Consider the following 17352-nt stretch of genomic DNA (forward strand, 5'->3'; position numbering starts at 1 on the left):
GGGCAGTTCGAGGACCTCGATCAGCGCAAGACTCGCTGCATCGCGGCTATCGGAACCCTCCCGGCGCGAACGGTCGAGGATGTCGCACATAAGCTGGCGATCGTAGCTCGACTGCTGAATGATGAAGGGGGCCTCGAATCTGAAATCGTGGATGAGGCGGCTCGCTTCCTTTCGCGAGATGCCGTCAGAACGTGAGGCCCCGCGTACACAGCAGGCGCCGCGCTACCGACAGCCATCTAGCTGCCGCCCTTCGTAGAAGCGCGATCGAGTTTGAGGGCGACTCGCCCGCGCAGCTAGGGGGACCGGCAAGGGGAACGTCGGGTGATCCCCGTCGTCGTGAACTATGGTTTCTGGATCGAACCCAATGGTGGCGTTGGCGGCATCAACTGCTCTGGCGGTTTGGCAGCTTCGATCCTCACGACACAACGTCAGTCTGCGCCTATGCAGTCAAGGGATTGCCTGCGACGACGAGAGACGTGTTTCTGCTTCACCGGGTAGCCGGACTGAGCTACCCGGCGATTGCTAGCCATCTCGCACTCGACCCTCAAACCGTCGAAACTCACGTCAGCGCGGCGCTCTTGGAGCTCGGCCAAACGTTGAATCTTGTCTCGGCCTCTCGGCCTTCGAGGTCGAAGGCAGCGGAAGTGGCCGTGTGATGAACCCTGCAAGTTGAAGATCTTGAGGGTTGGTGCGGGTGGCCGGGGTCGAACCGGCACTCCTCTCGGAACTGGATTTTGAATCCAGCGCGTCTACCAATTCCACCACACCCGCACAGGCGTGTGGCGGGCGTCGTAGCGCGGGCACCTATCCATTTCAACGGCGGATCGCTGCGATGAATCTGCTTCTCGTGCCACTAACTATAAATTGCAGACCGTCGGTTAACGGACCGATGCTCACTTCGATGTATGAATCAGCGAGAAACCGACCACCGCCGTCCCGCAGCACAGTATCTGCGGATGTCGACGGACCGACAGGATGTGTCGCTCGAATACCAGGCGAAGACTATCGCAACTTGGGCTGCAGCCCACGGCTACCAGATCGTTGAGACCTACGCTGATGAGGGTATCAGCGGGGTGGGCATCGAAAAGCGCCAAGCCCTCAAAGACCTGCTTCGAACCGTAATCGGCGGTCAATCGGCCTTTCAGGCCGTCCTCGTCTACGATGTCAGCAGATGGGGCCGCTTCCAGAACCCGGACCAAGCAGCTCACTACGAGTTCATGTGCCAAGAGGCTGGCGTGCCTGTGGAATACTGCGCCGAGTCGTTCCGCAATGACGGGTCGGCCATGTCTGGGTTGATCAAGCACGTCAAACGCACGATGGCAGCCGAGTTCAGCAGGGAGTCTAGCGCCCGTCTGACGAGGGCGAAGATGGTTCTACGGAACCGGAGCTATTGGACCGGCGGCCTGCCCGGCTATGGCTATCGTCGGGCTATCGTAAATCCGGAAGGACTTGTGCTTCGGATCTGCGATCACCGGGAACGTGCCAGTGCTGAGCACTGCCACACTCGACTCGTATTCGGGCCTTCGACGGAGGTCGAAATCGTGCGCCGCATCTTCAACGACTTCCTCGCGCCCAGCGCAACATATACGTCGGTCATGGAAGCCCTGAACCGGGAGGGTATCCTGGCCGAACTTGGCGTCCGCTGGACACTTGCCCGCGTGCGGCAGGTTCTGACCAACGGTAAGTACTGCGGGAGGCTCACTCAAGGGAAGTCCAGGCATCGTCTCGGCGGTATTCGGGAGCCGGTGGATCAGCGCTTCTGGGTCGTCACACCCGACGCCTGCCCTGCGATAGTCGGTCCTGATGTTTTCGAGCAGGTGCAAGCCAAAATCCAGAGCGTCAGGTATCGGCCTTCGAAGGAGGAAATTATCGCCGACCTTCAGCGAGTAGCAGCGGAGAGGGGCAAGCTGAGCGACCGCGTTGTCCGGGACCACTGCAGATATGGTCACGTTGCGATAAAGCGGGCTTTCGGTGGTTTGAAAGGGGCCTACGAAGCTGCTGGTTATGTCCAAAGTCCAGTGCAGAAGGCGTACGCCGATCGCATCGAGCGAGCCCCTAAGGCGATCCCGGTGTCGCGCTATGAAACTGTCGAGCTGCTGGACATGCTTCGCAACGTTTTGAAGCAACATGGGCGCCTCAATACCGACCTCATCAACGCGACGCCCGGCGTACCAAGCCCTTCAACTTTCACCCGCCGGTTTGGTACAATTTCTGATGCCTACATAGCGATTGGCTATACTCCCAACGCCCAACAAACTTTGATGGCTGATCGGACCCGCAAGTGCCGCCGTCCGCCGTCCAGGGGCCTTCAAGTGGACCTGCGACCGTCATAAATGCGTAGATGCACGTGAGGCCGTACGATAGCTCCCCTGATCCTTACAGTTGGCGCACATTGCAGCCGCAGCAGGGTGCGAGCTCAATGCCCTGCTCTGACTCAAGGCGGCGGTTGGGAAGGTCTGCTCCTAGGCGACGGGGGTGACGCAACTCTTCGATCCGGCCTCTGACCCTGGGCATCCCGAAAACGGCCGGGGCTCGTTTCGATCCGCGCCTCCAACGGGCCGCGTTCGGCGCTTGTGGACGTAGGGCGGCGTGGCGTGGAGGACCGGCAGTGTCCGGCGCAGCGCCAGCCAAGCCTCGACCTCGGCGAGGTCCTAGACCACGGAACGCGGCGTGAGGAGGAAGCGCTTGGGGACCTGGCCGCTCCGCCCATCTCCCAGATGGTGCTGTCGGAGAGCGTCGTCGAGCAGATGCCGTCTTCCCCATTCTGCCGTCAGGACCAACTTGGCCCCGTCGGGCGCCGCGTGGCCGGCGCCGATCGCCGCATGGCCAAGCGGGAGGGTGGTACCTGACGCTAAATGGGGATCGATCGCGCAGATAGCAGGTTTCTAAAAATGTAGCCTATTAGGAAACAAAAAGATGGACAAGGATGCGGGTCGGCGCCATATCGATGACGTCGTTCTCGAGCGACGTTCCCTCCGGCCCAACAGGAGATTCCGATGGCCAAGACGACACTGAACGTGACGGTGACCTACCCGGCGGCCGGGAAGCCGTTCCAGGACAAGAGCGCCTCTCCGGCTGAAACCCTGGGCTCGCTCAAGGCGCGCGTCTTGGCCAAGTTCGGCCTCAAGGAGGGCGAAGAGGGCGGCAACCAGGTCACTTATGTGTTGATGCAGCACAAGGATCGCTTGGAGGACCTGTCCGTGACTCTGGACGTCCTCGCGGGCCACGCCAGCGCGCTCTCGCTGAAGCTCAGCCAGCAGATCGTCCAAGGCTGATGACCGTCGCCAAGCTCATGCTCGACGAAGATTTCGAGGCCATGGCGGCGGACGACGCGCAACGTTGGCGACTTGAGCGAAAGGGCGACCTCCAAGTGTGGGTCACCCTTTCGCCCGAGGGCCACGAACAGGAGGTGTTCACGGCCCGATTGGCCTGGACGAAATATTCCGACGATTGGCCGCCCAGCGTCCTGTTCGTCGATCCCGCGACAGGTGCGGTGAACGTTCCGTCAGCCTGGCCGACCGGCCAAGGTTTCCGCCCGCCGAACGACATCTGCGCGAACTGGACCTCGGAGGGCTTCGTCACTCACCCCGAGTGGAAAGCCGACCCGACCAAACGGCTCAATATGCACGGCAACCCGCTGCGATTCATCGTTGTGACCCTCCAGCACGAACTGGACTGCCACTTTACCGGAAGGTTCGCCCCCCGATGCTGAACACGCCACTTCTCTGGCGGCTGCCGGCCGCCGCTCTGCGGACCTCGCTGATCGAAATGGCGCCGGACGGAGCGCTGGGGCGAGAGGGTGTCGCCCTCTGGTTGGGACGACGGATGGCCGGCGTGGTCATCGTAACTCACGTCGTCGGACTTCGCGGTCCTGGCGTGGTCAAGACCCCTAACCATCTGTCGATCTCGGCTGAACTGCTCGACGACGTCACCGACGTGATGATCGAGAACGGCGTCTATCTGGTGGGCCAGATTCATTCGCATCCGAGCGACTGGGTCGAACTGTCGGACGCAGACCGGTTGTACGGTATCCAAGCGGCTGGATATCTGTCGGTTGTGGCGCCGAACTTCGCCCGGGACCCTGACACCCCGCCGGGCCGGTGTGGATTTCATGTTCACGATCACGGCAGCTGGCGTCGCCTCGGAACCTGGGAACGGGCGTGGAGGGTCGCCCTGACCGGCGGGACCGCGCCTCTCATCGTCGTGGGAGGAGGTTCCGATGACCGTTGATGATCGTTTCAGCCGTCTCACCGCTAGCGCGGCGGCGCTGGCGGACCCAGATTTCGAACCTCAGAGATTCGTTTCCGAACCTGTCCTGCTTACCGGATCGCTTGAGGTTCTTGGGACGCCAAATGGTCGCGACATGGCGCGAGATGCACTGCTTCTGCTCATGCGCACCACCAAATCGCTCGTCGTCGCCCTTCCGGCGGGGCTGAGCGATCTGGAAGCTGAGCTTCAAGCGTGGGCGCAGCAACATGCCTGGGACGAGGTTCCTGTCTTTCGGATTTTGCCGATCGATCTGACCCCATATGCGGCGATCCTGTCGATCGGCGGCCCGCCGCGGGCCAACCTGCCTTGGACGGTCATCACCTCGGACGGATGGAGCGTCCGCGCGAGCTCTACGGGCGCACCGGTCAGCCAGACATGCAAAATCCCCAACCCGGTCGGCGCTCTAGCAGCGGCCTCCTTGGGCGTCGGCGAAGTGTTCAAGCGTCTGCTCAAGCTGCGTGAAGACAAGGGTGCCCTTCTCGATGGGTGCGCCTTCTCGCTCTGGACCTATGATGCGGACCCGGCTTCGGGGCCCGAACTACCGGCGGTTCTGGAAGTGGATTTGCTTGTGGCTGGAGCGGGGGCCATCGGCAACGGCGTCGTTCACCTCCTCTCCCAGCTGCCGCTTCAAGGCCGCTGCGAGGTGCTGGACCGCCAAACCTATGGCGAGGAGAACTGGGGCACCTGTCTGCGGCTGACGCGGGCCGCTTCCACGGATTCAAAGGCGAAATTCCTAGCGGGCCTCCTCGGGCCGCAACTGACTGTCGAGCCTTTCGAGGGCGACATCGAGGCGATGCAAGACCGGACCGGGAGGTCGCCGGCGGTGGTCCTGAGCGGGTTCGACAATGTCGAGGCCCGACATGCGGTGCAGGATCTCTGGCCGACCCTGATCGTCGATGGCGCGATCGGCGCGCGGTTGGAGTGCAAGGTCGGCGCCCATCCCTGGCCCGGTCCCGTCGCCTGCCTGCGCTGCATGTATGTAAGGCCGGCGGGGGAGCGCGCGGAAGTCGTGCAGGCGCGGCTGACGGGGTTGGCGGTCGAGAGTCTTTCAAACTTGACGCGTGAGCTGTCCGAGGCGGACGTCGCCGCCGCCAATCCCGCCTCGCGCGCTTGGTTGTCCGCACGGATCGGCAAGCCAATCTGCTCGGTGCTTGAAGATGCTGCGGCGTTGTCGGCCGACGGCGTTGCGGAGGGGTTCCGTCCTTCCGTGCCGTTCGTGGCCACTTTCAGTGCCTGCATGATGATCACGGAGATGGTGCGCTATCAGACGACCGGCGCTGTAGGAGTGGTGCCGCAATACTTCCTCAGTCTCCTATGGGGCCCCGACTACGGGGACCACTACGAGGAGGACCGACACGCCGACTGCGTCTGCGTGACTCGCGCCGCCGTCATCGACCGGCATCGGGCCCTTCACAAGGCCGCCTGACGCTGTCCGCCGGGATTGCTCTGACCCGCGAACAGGTGTTTCCTCACGCGTAACGATTCAACGTGGCTTGGGCGGCGCATTGTGGAGATCAGTTTCTGCGACGCCCAGACCTGCGCGGTCTTCAACAGTCTTAGTGCGTTGCGCGCCAAGTACGGCGTCGAGGTCGCAGGGTCGATCGTCGTCCGCATGGGCGTGCTCGGCGCCGCGCCGGTCTTGGCGGCCGTCCCGCGCAAACCACCGGTCAGCCTGACTACCGAGGAAGGAACCTACACCGTGAGCCTCGCCCAATCCCGTCGACTCCGCTTCAGACCAGATCAGCACCCCGCCGGGATCAAGCTGTCAAAGATAACCGCCATCGAGATTCTCGGAGTAGAAGGGTGACCTGCGATCGCCCTAGGGGCGGCCGCCATGTCTGAGCGGCATATCTACCAACCCGACTATGCGGCAGCACCTGGCGTCTTTATCCAGGAGTTCTTGGATGAGCTGGACATTTCGGGCCGGGAACTCGCCCGGCGTTGTGGCCGATCGGCCAAGCTCATCGCCGAGATCATTTCAGGCAAGGCGCCGATCGAGCCTGAAACGGCGATCCAGTTGGAACGGGTCACAGAGACGTCTGCAGCGATCTGGATGGGTATGGAGTCCAGCTATCGCCTTCATTTGGCGCGCGAGAAGGAAGACGCTGCGCTTGAGCCACATATCGAGTGGGCACAGACCTTCCCGCTTAAAGAGTTGGCGAAGCGTGATCTGATCGACTTCCCGCAGGAAGGTTCAGCGATCGTCCGGGAAGTCCTGCAATTTTTCGGTTGCGGCAGTGTTGAGGCCTGCAGAGAGAGATTCGTCGAACTCCAGGCCGTGGCCTATCGTCATTCGCCGTCGTTCATGAGCGAGGAAGCGGCCGTACTCGCTTGGCTCAGGATCGGAGATTTACGCGCTGAGGACATATCGACGGAAGAGTTCGATAGAAGCGCGTTTCTTGCGGCGTTGAAGACCATCCGGAGCCTCACCCGGGAAACGATTGAAGTCTTTTTGCCTCAGATGCGCGAGCTTTGCGCCAAGGCTGGCGTAGTCTTCATTCTGGAGCAGGCTCTCCCCAAGGTCGCGCTCAGTGGCGTGTCTAGGTGGCTGACGCCGCGCAGGGCCCTGATTCAGCAGACCGCCCGGCATCTTTCAAACGACCACTTCTGGTTCACCTTCTTTCACGAATGCGCACATCTTCTGCTTCATAGTCGCAAGCAGATCTTCCTCGATGGGAACGGCATGTCCAATGTCGCTGCTGAGCTTGAGGCCGAAGCCAATGACTGGGCCTCCAATTTCCTCATACCCTCTGACGCGCTTACGCGTTTCATCACGCGGTTCAAGGGAACTTCGGATGAAGTCGTGGAGTTCGCGGAGAAGCAAGGCATCGCCCCAGGCATTGTCGTGGGCCAGCTACAGTACCGGAAGGTCCTGCCGCATGCGCGGATGAGCAAGCTCAAACAACGTTACACTTGGGCTGAATAGAGGGATCGATCCCCCGACCTAGAGCTTTGGCCGTGTCCGCGGATGTCGCCTCCGGGAGACCGCGGCGAGGTCTGCTATTGGCGCGCAGCGTTCCTAGCGGCCGCAATGGCTGGACGGCGAACTCGAGAACGAGGGGTCCAAGGGTCTCGCCTTGGTTTGAACCGGTTCAGGCGCGACCCGAGCCTTGTGACCCGTTAAGCGGCGATTGTTCGCGCGACCGTTTTTGACGCACCCGGTCTTTAAGCGTGCGAGGCTGCCATCCGGTACGGATTGCTCTAGGTTGTCGACAGGATTCGAAGGATGGCCGATCGCATGATCGCGAAGTTGAAGGTTGTCCCCCAGCAAGCGCTCGCGACGGACCCGGCGGTCGCTCGCTATGAGCTTGCTCGCATCAGGCCCTTAGCCCGCGCCTGGATCACCCAGACCCCTGAGCCCCAGCGCCGTGACACCGCGGCCCTATTCGTGCGCCGCGCCTTTGACCGGTTGAAGGATCTGACCGCGCCGGACGCGCCGATCCACCCGCCCTTCGCCGTGCCGTTCGGGACGTTGGACGCCGGCGGTCGCAGTCTCGCCGACGCCTTGGGCGGAGCCGCCGCCGAACTGCCGAGCGCCGAAGCCGTCGACAGCCTTTCATCCCTGTATTCGGTCCTGCTGCCGAGCCACGACCGATCGACGCTCGGCGCCTTCTATACGCCTGCGGCCCTCGTGAGTCGGCTCGTGGAGCTGGCCGAAGAGGCTCAGGTCGACTGGACGACGGCGTCTATCCTGGATCCGGCCTGCGGCGGCGGCGCCTTCCTGCTGCCGGTCGCGGCCCGGATCATCGAGGCTCTGCCGGATGCCACACCAAAGGCCGTCCTCAACCACCTCGGCCGTCGGCTGAAAGGGCTCGAGCTGGACCCCCACGCAGCAGGGTTCGCACAGACCGGCCTCGATCTCCTGCTGGCGCCTCTGACCCAACGGGCGGGGGTGGCCGGTCCCCGGTTGGTCGATGTTTGCGATACGCTCGAGCGACCGCCCAAGGCGGAGTTTGATCTGGTCATTGGCAATCCGCCCTACGGGCGTCTGCGGCTGACGGCCGAGCAGCGCCAGCGCTTCTCCCGCAGCCTCTACGGTCACGCCAATCTCTATGGGGTCTTCACCGACATCGCCGTGCAGTGGACCCGGCCCGGAGGCGTGATAGCCTATCTGACGCCAACCAGCGTCTTGGGCGGGCAGTATTTTGCGGCGCTGCGCCGCCTGCTCGCCGACGCGGCGCCCCCTGAGGCGATCGATTTCGTGCAGAGCCGACGCGGCGTCTTCGAAGACGCTCTGCAGGAGACGATGCTCGCGGTCTTCCGCAAGGGCGGCGCGCCCGAGCCCTTCCATGTACACTATGTCACCGTCGAAGCAGACGGCGAGGCCAAGCTTACCCGCAATGGCGCGGTTCAGCTGCCCGAGGATCGTGACGCGCCTTGGTTGGCGCCGCGGGTGCCGGAACAGTCTCGGCTGGCACAAGCGGCGGCGCGCATGCCGACGCGCCTCGCCGACTGGGGGTACAGAGTCTCCACCGGTCCGCTGGTCTGGAACCGGTTCAAGGACCAGCTCTGTGAACGCGGTGGGCGCGATCGGCACCCTCTGATCTGGGCCGAGGCCGTGAGCGCCAACGGCCAGTTCAGCTTCCGCGCCGAGAAGCGCAATCATTCGCCCTGGTTCCATGCTGGACCAAAGGACGGCTGGTTGATCGTCAAGGACCCCTGCGTCCTGGTGCAACGCACGACCGCCAAGGAGCAATCTCGCCGCCTGATCGCCGCTGAACTGCCGGCCGCCTTTGTGCGGACTCACGGCGGCGTCGTGGTTGAAAACCATCTCAACATGGTCCGCGCGATCGGTCGGCCTAGGGTGTCTGCGCAACTGATGGCCGCAGTTTTGAACAGCGCGACCCTGGATCAGGTCTACCGCTGCATCAGCGGAAGCGTGGCGGTCTCGGCCTTCGAACTGGAATCGATGCCCTTGCCGAGCGTGGATCAGGTAGCGCCGCTGGCCGACCTTCTGCACCAAGGCGGGGTCACGCCCGCGTTCGAGGGCGCCTTGGCCAGCCTCTATGCCGAGGCGGACGCATGAGAGCTTTGCTCGAGCGGGCCGAGATACAGGCGCGCCTCCAGGCCATATTTCCGGCCGGCGCGCCCCAACGCGCTTATCTGACCCGGATGCTGGCCGCGAGCACGGTTTTTACGGCCCTCTATGTTGGGGCGGTCGAGGGCGAGGATGGCTGGCTTGGCCCCAAACACGTCTACCGCATGACCGACCTTCAGGCCGCGAAGACCAGTGAAGAGGCGCGGCAGGCCTATGCGGCCGGCATCCTCAAGCCTAGAGGTTTCGTCGACGGGGCGCGCTGGTATCAGGACAATACGCGCGAACCCATTCGGGACGAGACTCTGCGCGAGGGCTTGGTCTTTGTGGGGGCGGTGATAGAGCGCACCGACCTGCCGACCACCTCGAGCAAGCCTCGCTATGCGCTGGGATCCAGCTTTGCGGATCTGTTCGCGCCCGACCTGTCGGGCGAGGCGCTGGACGCCGCCATCGCCGCTTGGCAGGCCGGACATATGAGCGCCGGCGCGTTGGCTCGCCTAGCCATCGTGAGGGGCGGCGCGGGGGCCGACAACGAGAGCGTGCTTCTGCAGTTTCCCAATGGCGAAACCCGGCGCATGTCGCCAGGTCCGAGCTCCCTGATCACCAAGGCCGTAGTCGAGGATTTCGCGCCGCGATTCCTGGCAGAGCCCGCCGTCGTCTTCATCTCGGAAAGCAGCGCCAAGGTGGTCGCCCGCTATGACGACCTAGCCCGGTCGATTGGCCTCAACATCGTCGCAGACAAGAATCTGCCGGACGTGATCCTCGCCGACATCGGCGGGGCTCATCCGCTTCTGGTGTTCGTCGAGGTCGTGGCGACCGACGGCCCAATCAATGAGCGTCGGCGCGTCGCCTTGGCGGAGCTGGCGCAGGAGACCGGCTTCCCGCTGGACCGGATCGCCTATGTCACCGCCTATCTCGACCGGGGCGGGGCACCTTTCAAGAAGACGGTTTCGACCCTAGCATGGGGCAGTTTTGCTTGGTTCGCTGCCGAGCCTGACCGCATCATGGAGTTCGCGAGCGAGCGGGCCCGCCTGTAGGCCCCCGGGTCACGTCTTCCACACGGGCGTAGACTTATGCGTTGACGGCTCGCGTGTGAACCGGGCAACGGGAGGTTGAGAGTCCAGGTGTTGCGCCGCACAGACGTCGGCGTTCAGTCTGGCCTCGACAGGGGGAGTAAGAGATGGCGCGAAGCCCACGTCCGCAGGACATCAGCTGGTTCTTGGACCTGCACGAAAAGTCCCAGCTCAACCTCGAGCCGCCCTACCAGCGCCGGAGCGTCTGGTCCCGCCGTGACCGCGAGTTCTTCATGGACACGGTCATGAACAATCTCCCGGCGCCGCCGGTGTTTCTGCACAAGACTCTCGACGAGAACGGCAAGTCGACCTTCCACGTCGTCGACGGCAAGCAACGCCTCCAGACCATCATTGATTTCCGGGCCAACAAGGTCCGCCTTCCGGAGGACTTCGCGGACAACAGCCTCCAGAAGAAGAAGTGGAACGATCTGGGCCGCGAACAGCGCGAACTGTTCTGGAACTATGAGATCGTTGTAGAACAAATCCCTGATGTGTCCGACGCTTCGATCAAGAACATCTTCGAGCGGATCAACCGGAACTCCCGCAAGCTGACGCCTCAGGAGCTGCGCCACGCCAAATACGACGGCTGGTTCGTCAACGCCGCCGAGGCGGAGGCCGAGACGGGGGAGTGGAAGCAGTTCGGCCTGATGACCCGCGCACGATCCAAGCGGATGGCGGACGTCCAGTTCGTCTCTGAACTGATGATCCTCACCCTTGAGAAGACCCTGCGCGGCTTCGACCAAGATGCGATCGACGATCTCTACGCCCAGTATGAGGACCTGGACGAGCAGCCGATGTTCGTCCTTGAAGATTTCGAGGCGGAGTTCGCAGCGATCAAGGCCTATGTGCTGGAGATGCTCGAGGCCGATCCGAGCCTGACCGAGGTCTTCAAGGTCCAGGGACATTTCTACACCCTGTGGTCGGTCCTGGTGATCGACCGCGCACGCCTGCCGGACGCCGCAGCGCTCGCGGGGCCGTATCGGCAGTTCCTGAACCGGGTCGGTGCGGCCATCAAGGCCGGCGCCAATCCGCCTGCGGTAGAGGACGGGGATGTGATCGCGCCGCTCGCCCAGACCTATGCGTCCAATCTGCGGGGCGCCAGCACGGATCTACCCCAGCGACGTGCGCGCCATGAGGCTCTGGTCGCCGCCCTGATCGACCTGACCTCCGGATGAAGATCAACAGTCGGGTCCGCGACCTGCACGAGGCGGCCGACGCCCGGTACCGGCGCCTCAGCGAAGAGGTGAAGGAGAAGCTCGCGCCGCGCTGTGACGAGCAGGGCTGGTTCTATCGTGCGCGGGTCAAGTCGCTCGAGAGCTTCGCGCTCAAACTCGAAACGGGTCGAATCGAAAACCCGTCTGCGCCCGAAGACTTCTTCGCCTGCACCGTCGTGGTCCAGACCCAGGCCCAGCTCCAGCAGGCCGAAGATCTGGTGCTTTCGCTGTTCGACCTGCACGAACGCAAGCCGCCGAATGATCAGGAAACCTACAAGGAGGCGTCGAACTTCGTCTTCGACGACCTTAGGCTCTATGTGCGTCGCCGGGAGTCCGCCAGCAGTCGCAACCAAGACCTCACCGGCCTTCAGTTCGAGGTCCAGCTCAAGACGATCCTCCAATACGCTTGGGGCGTCGCCACCCATGATTTGGTCTATAAGACGGATACGGTCAGCTGGCCCAAGAGCCGGATCGCCTTTCAGGTGAAGGCCATGCTTGAACACGCCAAGCAGGACGGCCGTACCGCCGATATCCTCAAGGTCATCGCCGCAGTCGAGCGGATCTGGCCGGATGACGCCTTGCCGGCCGACCGCAAGCGACTGGCCGAGAACATCCAGCTCGCCCTGCGGATCGGCGACAAAAAGGCTGACGATCTAGTCGAGCTGGTCGAAGCCGAGCGCCGTCGGGTCGGACTTTTGCCGCGCAATCTCTCGCCCTACGCCTTCGTGGTTCAAGCGCTCGCCAACAGCCAGGTCGTCAATCTAGAGCGCAAGCTTGAGCGCTCCGGACGCGCCAAACTCGTCGTCCATGACGAAATGGACCTGCCGGCTTGGATGGCCGTAAGCCATGACCGCATCATCCACCTCGGGCGCGACGGTCAGGCCTGAGCCTGCGTCATGACCAGCCACCGCTTCCCTGCGGGTCGATCGACTTGCTGGCCGAGGGCCGCGTCTGATCCGCGCAACAGGCCATGAGACTTCCTTACGCTGGAAGATACTCGCCTCATGCTTGACGACTTCGGCCCGCTAGGCTGAAGCGATGAAATCGACGCTCCAACCGCCAAACGAGCCCGGCCGCTGGACGTTGCTGGAGCATCTGGGCGCAACCGCGCTCTGGCGTCGCGACCGGACCGATCCGGTTCCGGTTACGATGTTCTACCCCCTCAACCCGCCGCTTCAGGGGCGTGTGGTCTATGATGAAGCCGAGGCCCGCCAGCTCTACTCGCAAATGACGCGCGCCGGCCGCGAACTGACCTAGTCTTCTGGCCTCTCGGGGTAGATCACCCCTAGGAGCTGATCGACCACGTCCGGTCCGTACAGAGGCCGGGGCGGACTCTGGGGGAAGTTGGGGGTCGGACGCAGACCGTTAATCGTGATCTGGCCGAGCCCGCCCTCGATCAGGGCGTTGACGACATCGAGCTCCTCGGGCCGCGGGTTGTGGGTCTTGTTGACGAGGCCGGCGAACAGATCACAGAGCTGGATGGCCGGGTGGAGCTCCGAGTTCGCCGCCAGGGTCTCTGTGACGCGCAAGGGGAACTCCATGGCCGGCCCGAACCCGCCGTGGTGAAACTGGGGCGGCACGTCCTGGGCCGTGATCAGCGCCCACATCTCCCGCTGGGCGAAGAAGTTGCGCGAGTCGTCGTGCAGGATGCGGAAGTCGTCAGGGACGGTTGCGCGCCAATGGGCGAGCGACGCCAAAACGCAGCTCAGCTGGATTTCAGCGGTGTCGGCGAAGTCGCCCATCACGTGGAACCGGTGGAACTGTTCTGCGCCAAGATGGGCGAGTCTGAAGAACCATTGCGTTCGGGGCGGTCCATTGTCCCTCATGTCCATCAGGGCGGCCTGCAGAACGGCCAGCTCGGCGTCGGACGGGTCGCGGGCGAAGCGGTAATAGGCGTTGGTCGCCCGGCCGTAGATGTCCTCCTCGCCGAGGGTGAGCTGATAATAGACCAGGTTGCTGAACCTGACGGCATGGGCGTCGGCGTAGAAATCGCGGCCGGCCGCGTGGATCAGGGGCTCGACCAGAAAGTCGATCATCTTCTGGAGAACACAGAACCGCTTGTCGACGACCCAGGCGAAGAGGCGGTCCGGTTGGGCGGCGAACTGCTCCACCAGCCGCTGGAAGCCCTGACGGTTGGCGGGTCTGCGCCACAGCGCTTGGAACTTGGCTTCGCGTCCCCGGAAGTTAGGAAAGGCGGCTCGCAGGAAGTCCGCCGACTCTTCATCGGTCAGAATGCTGGAGGCCACGCTGAAGAAGGGCTGGTCCGGATCCAGTAGCGCGCGGCCCGTAAAACCCGACTCGTCGAAAAACAGATCCATGGTCATCCGGAGGGAAGGGGCGGCGGTGGCTAGACGGACCACCAGCTCAAGTTCCGCGATCGGATGTCAAGCCAAGGTCCGCTTGTGGCGCGTTTCGGTCGGTCCGGTAAAACGCGTTGGGCAATAATCTGCTAGGACGACAGTGTTCACGAGGTTGGGCGTTCGCCCGGTGGTGTCGAGCGGGTTCCCGCTCTTCGGCTCGGCTTAGGACGCCGAACGTTGATGGCCGACGCGTCGATCATATTCTTGATGTGGGACGCGTAGTATTTCTCGATCATCTCGACGCTGGTGCGGCAGTTTTTGGCGATCTGGTAGATGTCAGCGCCTTCCATGAGGCGCATGGAAATGTAGGTGTGCCGCAGGCTGTAGGCGGTGCGCACCTGACCATCCCTGTCTCGCTTGAGGTCCAGTTCTTCCAGGACGGTGTTGAGCAGCTCGCGCGGGGTGCAGCCGAAGACCTTTTCGGTAGGCTTCGGCACCTTTGCCCCGACTGGCGTGTTCCGCTGTGAGAGGCGACGAAAGGGCTGCACAGCGCCGGGCATGCTCTTGCAGTAGCCCACGCCCCGCTTACCCCTCACCTCAATCTCCAGGATGCGCTCGCCGGAGTCTTCATCGAGAACGATCTCGACATCCCGGAACTCCAAGCGGCCGGCCTCGTCAGGGCGAAGCCCGGTGTTGACCATGAACAGCACGTAGTCGTGCAGGCGTTGGGATTCGAAGGCCCAACGCCCCCGATTGTGTCGGGGGTTGGCGGCTCGTTCGCGTGTGGCCTCGTAGAGGAGCTTGTACTCGGCCGGGGAGAACCATGCCCGATGGACGATCTTGCCAGACGTTTTGTACGGGGTCGAAAGGTCGGGGAGGATGGCTAGCCAGCCGTGTCGATTGGCTGTCTTCAGGACCTGACGAAGCGTCACGATCTCATGGTGCAGAGTGGTGCGCGCTGGTCGCTTCGGTTCGCCGGTTTTCGGGTCGAGCCGGGATGTCATCCGGTGAACCCGGTACTCCTGCACCAGCCCGGGGGTGATCTCGCTCAGCAGCTTGTCGCCGAAGAAGGGGTAGAGGTGAACCCTCAGTCGATCACTGTGACCCTTGACGTACTCTGGGTTCCGCTCCCCCAAGGTGAGGGCTTCGTACTCGCGCACGAACTGCTCTCCGCCCTCCCTGAATGTCTTGCCTGATCGCTTAGGGGCGATGCCGCCGCCGAAACGGTGTTTGCCTTGAAGGGTCAGAAACCAATCCTCGGCGAAGTCCTTCGCCAGAGCGAGGCTCTCTTGCTTCGTAGTGCTGCGGAATTGACGGCCGCCGACGGACGCCGAGCACTGCCAGTGCGGGCTGTTCGGCCGCTTGAAGACTTGGACTTTGCCGCCGAGAAGCGCGTTTCGAGTGGTCATCGACAGGGCCTCCAAAATGCGCTGTTTGCGCTAGCACTGCGCTAGGCGCCTGCCGCACCATAGGGCCAGAAAAGTGCTATAAAATCAACGTGCCTTCGGTAAAACTGACGTGATTGACGGGCTTTTGAGTCCGGCGCGTCTACCAGTTCCACCACGCCCGCACAGGCCGGTTGCTCGCTTTGGCAGGCGCGCTTGGTAGCTCGCGTGGTCCGATCAGGTCAATCGCGTTCGGCGGCGGCGGCGGCGGCGCGTCGGGCCGCGCGTTCCTCGCGCTCGAGTCGGGCGGCTTCGCGTTGCCGCGCAAGATCCTCGGGCGTCTGGTAGCCGGCGACAACGTAGTTGGCCTTGAAGAGCACCCGCTTCACCGGCACCGGCGAGCCCGGCTGAGCCACGTTTTGCACCCGCGCCCGGCGGGCCGCGTCCAGCGTCGCCTGACCGAAGCGGCCGTCGCGGGGATGTTCGGACTCGATCGTGCAATCGCGCAGCGTCCCGTCGGGATTGCTCACACAGGTCGCAACGGCGAAACCGCGCGCATAGTCCGTGCGGGGAAACCGCGGCGTCGGCCGGACGGCCCAGGTCAGGTCGGTCGGCACGCCGTCTTCCTGGAGAGCGTCCAGCTCGGCGTCGCGCGGATCGACCAGCGGCCGGTTGCAGGTGGTCAGCGTCTGGTCGATCGAGCCCGATGAGGCCGGCAGGGTGAGGTCGTACATCAGGTTTCGGCCGTCGGGCGCGCCGCGGGGCACGAGTATCCGCAGCCGACCGCCTTCCCTGAGCTCCCGCGCGAACGGAGCCGGCAATTGACTGACGGCGATGGTGTCGTCGATCCCGACGCTCCAGTTGTACGACGTCAGTTCATCCTCGCCGAACGCGATGCGCAGGGGCCGGTTGGAGACGCGGCCGGCGGGCGGCAGGCCGGTGATGACCGCCTCGAACCCGCCGTCGACGCAGCGGGTCGCGATCCCGACGCCGTTGTTGAACTGGGAATATGCGACCATCAACTTCCGTCGCTCGTCATTCACCAGGTCCCAGTCCTGCGAGGCGTCCTGGGCGAGGGCCGGAAGAGCGACCGCGCAGGCGAGCAGGGTGACGAGGGGACGCTTCATGGGAACAATCCGGGCTGGCTACTGCTGCAACCTTCTGTGGCGAAGGGCGGCAGGCGTCAACCTTGGCGGCTAATTCTCGGGCATCCGGAATCGCATCGTGAACTGGACGACCTTGCCGACATCGCTGAGGTCGCCGGGCGGCAGTGCGACACTCGAACTTCGAGCAGCGGCAAGCGCGTTGCGGCCAAATCCAAGGCCCTCCGGGGCTTCGTACAGGATCCGGCATTCCTCAAAGCGACCGCTGGCCGGAACGATGCAGGCCATTCTGACCGAAGCCAGCCCAATGTTTCGCATGGCCCCAGCCTCCGGGTACTCAGGCAGCACTTGATGCGCCCAGGTAACGGTTCCGCCTGCCCGGGGCCGCAAATCCCATTCATCGGTCAGTGACGCGCCACAGGCGGAAAGCACCCGGTCCAGCGCTGCGCCGGACGGCGGCAAGGTCAGACGGAATCGCAGCGGCCGCTCGCCGGTCGCGACAGGTTCGATCCGCACGTCCAGATCGCCACCCGCTCGTAGCTGGCGGGCCAGCCGGTCCGGTTCGGACGCCGACAGCACAGGCAGTCCCGGCTGGGTATGCCAGGCCTGACGTTCATCAGCGATCCCGCCAGCCGTAACCCGGACGGCCCTGATGGCTTCCGTCGACAGCGGCGTTCCGGTCAGCAGAAAATCCAGCACACCGGCCTTGCAGCGCAGGGCGAGTGCGTTGTCGCCGAAATCGAGACTGGCCAGCGTCAGCTCCTGGGCGGGATCGACGGCGAGGTCCCAGTCCTCGGCCACATCCTGTGCAAGGGCAGGTGAGGCCGTGGCGAACAGGATCGCCAGGGCCATGCCGAACACCGTGGAAAACTTCATGCTGTCGCCCCTCCCGCGCGCCCGCTTCGGGCCGCAGACGTGGCCAAACCTTAATCCGCCCCGCGCATCCGTAAAGCGGCGCAGGCGCCTCTGGTCC

At 63.7% G+C, this 17352-nt stretch carries 17 protein-coding genes and 1 tRNA gene; 13 read left to right on the forward strand and 5 right to left on the reverse strand.

Annotation, left to right across the window (positions count from 1 at the left end):
• Positions 1 to 191 precede the first annotated feature (191 nt).
• Complete coding sequence (locus B3E43_RS16170) at positions 192 to 656, forward strand: sigma factor-like helix-turn-helix DNA-binding protein (protein ID WP_366517881.1); 465 nt, start codon at positions 192 to 194, stop codon at positions 654 to 656.
• A 30-nt stretch (positions 657 to 686) separates the two neighbouring features.
• On the opposite strand, the gene B3E43_RS02450 is transcribed toward B3E43_RS16170, so the two are convergent.
• A tRNA-Leu gene (locus B3E43_RS02450) sits at positions 687 to 771 on the reverse strand.
• 134 nt (positions 772 to 905) lie between these two features.
• Here B3E43_RS02450 and B3E43_RS02455 point away from each other — a divergent pair.
• From B3E43_RS02455 to B3E43_RS02510, 12 genes are all read left to right on the forward strand, one after another.
• Positions 906 to 2333, forward strand: coding sequence for a recombinase family protein (locus B3E43_RS02455; protein WP_292026305.1), 1428 nt, complete (start codon positions 906 to 908; stop codon positions 2331 to 2333).
• Between the two features lie 663 nt (positions 2334 to 2996).
• Positions 2997 to 3275: a hypothetical protein gene (locus B3E43_RS02460; protein ID WP_292026306.1), complete on the forward strand. Its 279-nt coding sequence runs from the start codon at positions 2997 to 2999 to the stop codon at positions 3273 to 3275.
• Positions 3275 to 3712, forward strand: coding sequence for a hypothetical protein (locus B3E43_RS02465; protein WP_292026307.1), 438 nt, complete (start codon positions 3275 to 3277; stop codon positions 3710 to 3712). The genes B3E43_RS02460 and B3E43_RS02465 overlap by 1 nt, the downstream gene beginning before the upstream one ends.
• Positions 3713 to 3825: 113 nt before the next feature.
• A complete protein-coding gene (locus B3E43_RS02470) occupies positions 3826 to 4230 on the forward strand; it encodes a hypothetical protein (protein ID WP_292026308.1) in 405 nt (134 codons plus the stop codon).
• A complete protein-coding gene (locus tag B3E43_RS02475; RefSeq protein ID WP_292026309.1) occupies positions 4220 to 5695 on the forward strand; it encodes a hypothetical protein in 1476 nt (491 codons plus the stop codon). Before B3E43_RS02470 ends, B3E43_RS02475 begins: the two co-directional genes overlap by 11 nt.
• Positions 5696 to 5776: 81 nt before the next feature.
• Positions 5777 to 6076, forward strand: coding sequence for a hypothetical protein (locus B3E43_RS02480; protein ID WP_292026310.1), 300 nt, complete (start codon positions 5777 to 5779; stop codon positions 6074 to 6076).
• Between the two features lie 27 nt (positions 6077 to 6103).
• Complete coding sequence (locus tag B3E43_RS02485; RefSeq protein ID WP_292026311.1) at positions 6104 to 7195, forward strand: HigA family addiction module antitoxin; 1092 nt, start codon at positions 6104 to 6106, stop codon at positions 7193 to 7195.
• A 462-nt stretch (positions 7196 to 7657) separates the two neighbouring features.
• Positions 7658 to 9295, forward strand: coding sequence for an HsdM family class I SAM-dependent methyltransferase (locus tag B3E43_RS02490; protein WP_292026312.1), 1638 nt, complete (start codon positions 7658 to 7660; stop codon positions 9293 to 9295).
• The gene (locus B3E43_RS02495) at positions 9292 to 10341 is read left to right on the forward strand and encodes a BsuBI/PstI family type II restriction endonuclease (RefSeq protein ID WP_292026313.1); all 1050 of its coding nucleotides are present in this window, start codon (positions 9292 to 9294) and stop codon (positions 10339 to 10341) included. The genes B3E43_RS02490 and B3E43_RS02495 overlap by 4 nt, the downstream gene beginning before the upstream one ends.
• Positions 10342 to 10484: 143 nt before the next feature.
• On the forward strand, positions 10485 to 11552 hold the full coding sequence (locus tag B3E43_RS02500) for a DUF262 domain-containing protein (protein ID WP_292026314.1): 1068 nt from the start codon (positions 10485 to 10487) through the stop codon (positions 11550 to 11552).
• The gene (locus tag B3E43_RS02505) at positions 11549 to 12478 is read left to right on the forward strand and encodes a hypothetical protein (protein WP_292026315.1); all 930 of its coding nucleotides are present in this window, start codon (positions 11549 to 11551) and stop codon (positions 12476 to 12478) included. The genes B3E43_RS02500 and B3E43_RS02505 overlap by 4 nt, the downstream gene beginning before the upstream one ends.
• A 151-nt stretch (positions 12479 to 12629) precedes the next feature.
• A complete protein-coding gene (locus B3E43_RS02510; protein ID WP_292026316.1) occupies positions 12630 to 12848 on the forward strand; it encodes a hypothetical protein in 219 nt (72 codons plus the stop codon).
• On the opposite strand, the gene B3E43_RS02515 is transcribed toward B3E43_RS02510, so the two are convergent.
• The 4 genes from B3E43_RS02515 to B3E43_RS02530 all read right to left on the reverse strand — a co-directional run bounded on the left by B3E43_RS02515 (position 12845) and on the right by B3E43_RS02530 (position 17255).
• Complete coding sequence (locus tag B3E43_RS02515) at positions 12845 to 13909, reverse strand: DUF3800 domain-containing protein (RefSeq protein ID WP_292026317.1); 1065 nt, start codon at positions 13907 to 13909, stop codon at positions 12845 to 12847. The genes B3E43_RS02510 and B3E43_RS02515 overlap by 4 nt on opposite strands.
• Before the next feature lie 146 nt (positions 13910 to 14055).
• Positions 14056 to 15300: a tyrosine-type recombinase/integrase gene (locus B3E43_RS02520; protein WP_292026318.1), complete on the reverse strand. Its 1245-nt coding sequence runs from the start codon at positions 15298 to 15300 to the stop codon at positions 14056 to 14058.
• A 218-nt stretch (positions 15301 to 15518) separates the two neighbouring features.
• Positions 15519 to 16403, reverse strand: a complete 885-nt coding sequence (locus tag B3E43_RS02525; protein ID WP_292026319.1) for a hypothetical protein — start codon at positions 16401 to 16403, stop codon at positions 15519 to 15521.
• Between the two features lie 69 nt (positions 16404 to 16472).
• Entirely contained in the window at positions 16473 to 17255 is a 783-nt protein-coding gene (locus B3E43_RS02530; protein ID WP_292026320.1) for a hypothetical protein, read from the reverse strand.
• Between the last annotated feature and the right edge of the window lie 97 nt (positions 17256 to 17352).

The sequence above is a fragment of the Brevundimonas sp. UBA2416 genome, from assembly GCF_002343105.1.
Lineage (GTDB): Bacteria > Pseudomonadota > Alphaproteobacteria > Caulobacterales > Caulobacteraceae > Brevundimonas.

What these genes read in the sequence shown, in the direction of transcription:
- B3E43_RS02525 (WP_292026319.1), bottom strand. Translation starts at nt 16,403, where the DNA reads ATGAAGCGTCCCCTCGTCACCCTGCTCGCCTGCGCGGTCGCTCTTCCG.
- B3E43_RS02530 (WP_292026320.1), bottom strand. Translation starts at nt 17,255, where the DNA reads ATGAAGTTTTCCACGGTGTTCGGCATGGCCCTGGCGATCCTGTTCGCC.
- B3E43_RS02485 (WP_292026311.1), top strand. Translation starts at nt 6,104, where the DNA reads ATGTCTGAGCGGCATATCTACCAACCCGACTATGCGGCAGCACCTGGC.
- B3E43_RS02520 (WP_292026318.1), bottom strand. Translation starts at nt 15,300, where the DNA reads ATGACCACTCGAAACGCGCTTCTCGGCGGCAAAGTCCAAGTCTTCAAG.
- B3E43_RS02465 (WP_292026307.1), top strand. Translation starts at nt 3,275, where the DNA reads ATGACCGTCGCCAAGCTCATGCTCGACGAAGATTTCGAGGCCATGGCG.
- B3E43_RS02455 (WP_292026305.1), top strand. Translation starts at nt 906, where the DNA reads ATGAATCAGCGAGAAACCGACCACCGCCGTCCCGCAGCACAGTATCTG.
- B3E43_RS02495 (WP_292026313.1), top strand. Translation starts at nt 9,292, where the DNA reads ATGAGAGCTTTGCTCGAGCGGGCCGAGATACAGGCGCGCCTCCAGGCC.
- B3E43_RS02500 (WP_292026314.1), top strand. Translation starts at nt 10,485, where the DNA reads ATGGCGCGAAGCCCACGTCCGCAGGACATCAGCTGGTTCTTGGACCTG.
- B3E43_RS02505 (WP_292026315.1), top strand. Translation starts at nt 11,549, where the DNA reads ATGAAGATCAACAGTCGGGTCCGCGACCTGCACGAGGCGGCCGACGCC.
- B3E43_RS02475 (WP_292026309.1), top strand. Translation starts at nt 4,220, where the DNA reads ATGACCGTTGATGATCGTTTCAGCCGTCTCACCGCTAGCGCGGCGGCG.
- B3E43_RS02510 (WP_292026316.1), top strand. Translation starts at nt 12,630, where the DNA reads ATGAAATCGACGCTCCAACCGCCAAACGAGCCCGGCCGCTGGACGTTG.
- B3E43_RS02460 (WP_292026306.1), top strand. Translation starts at nt 2,997, where the DNA reads ATGGCCAAGACGACACTGAACGTGACGGTGACCTACCCGGCGGCCGGG.
- B3E43_RS02470 (WP_292026308.1), top strand. Translation starts at nt 3,826, where the DNA reads ATGGCCGGCGTGGTCATCGTAACTCACGTCGTCGGACTTCGCGGTCCT.
- B3E43_RS02515 (WP_292026317.1), bottom strand. Translation starts at nt 13,909, where the DNA reads ATGGATCTGTTTTTCGACGAGTCGGGTTTTACGGGCCGCGCGCTACTG.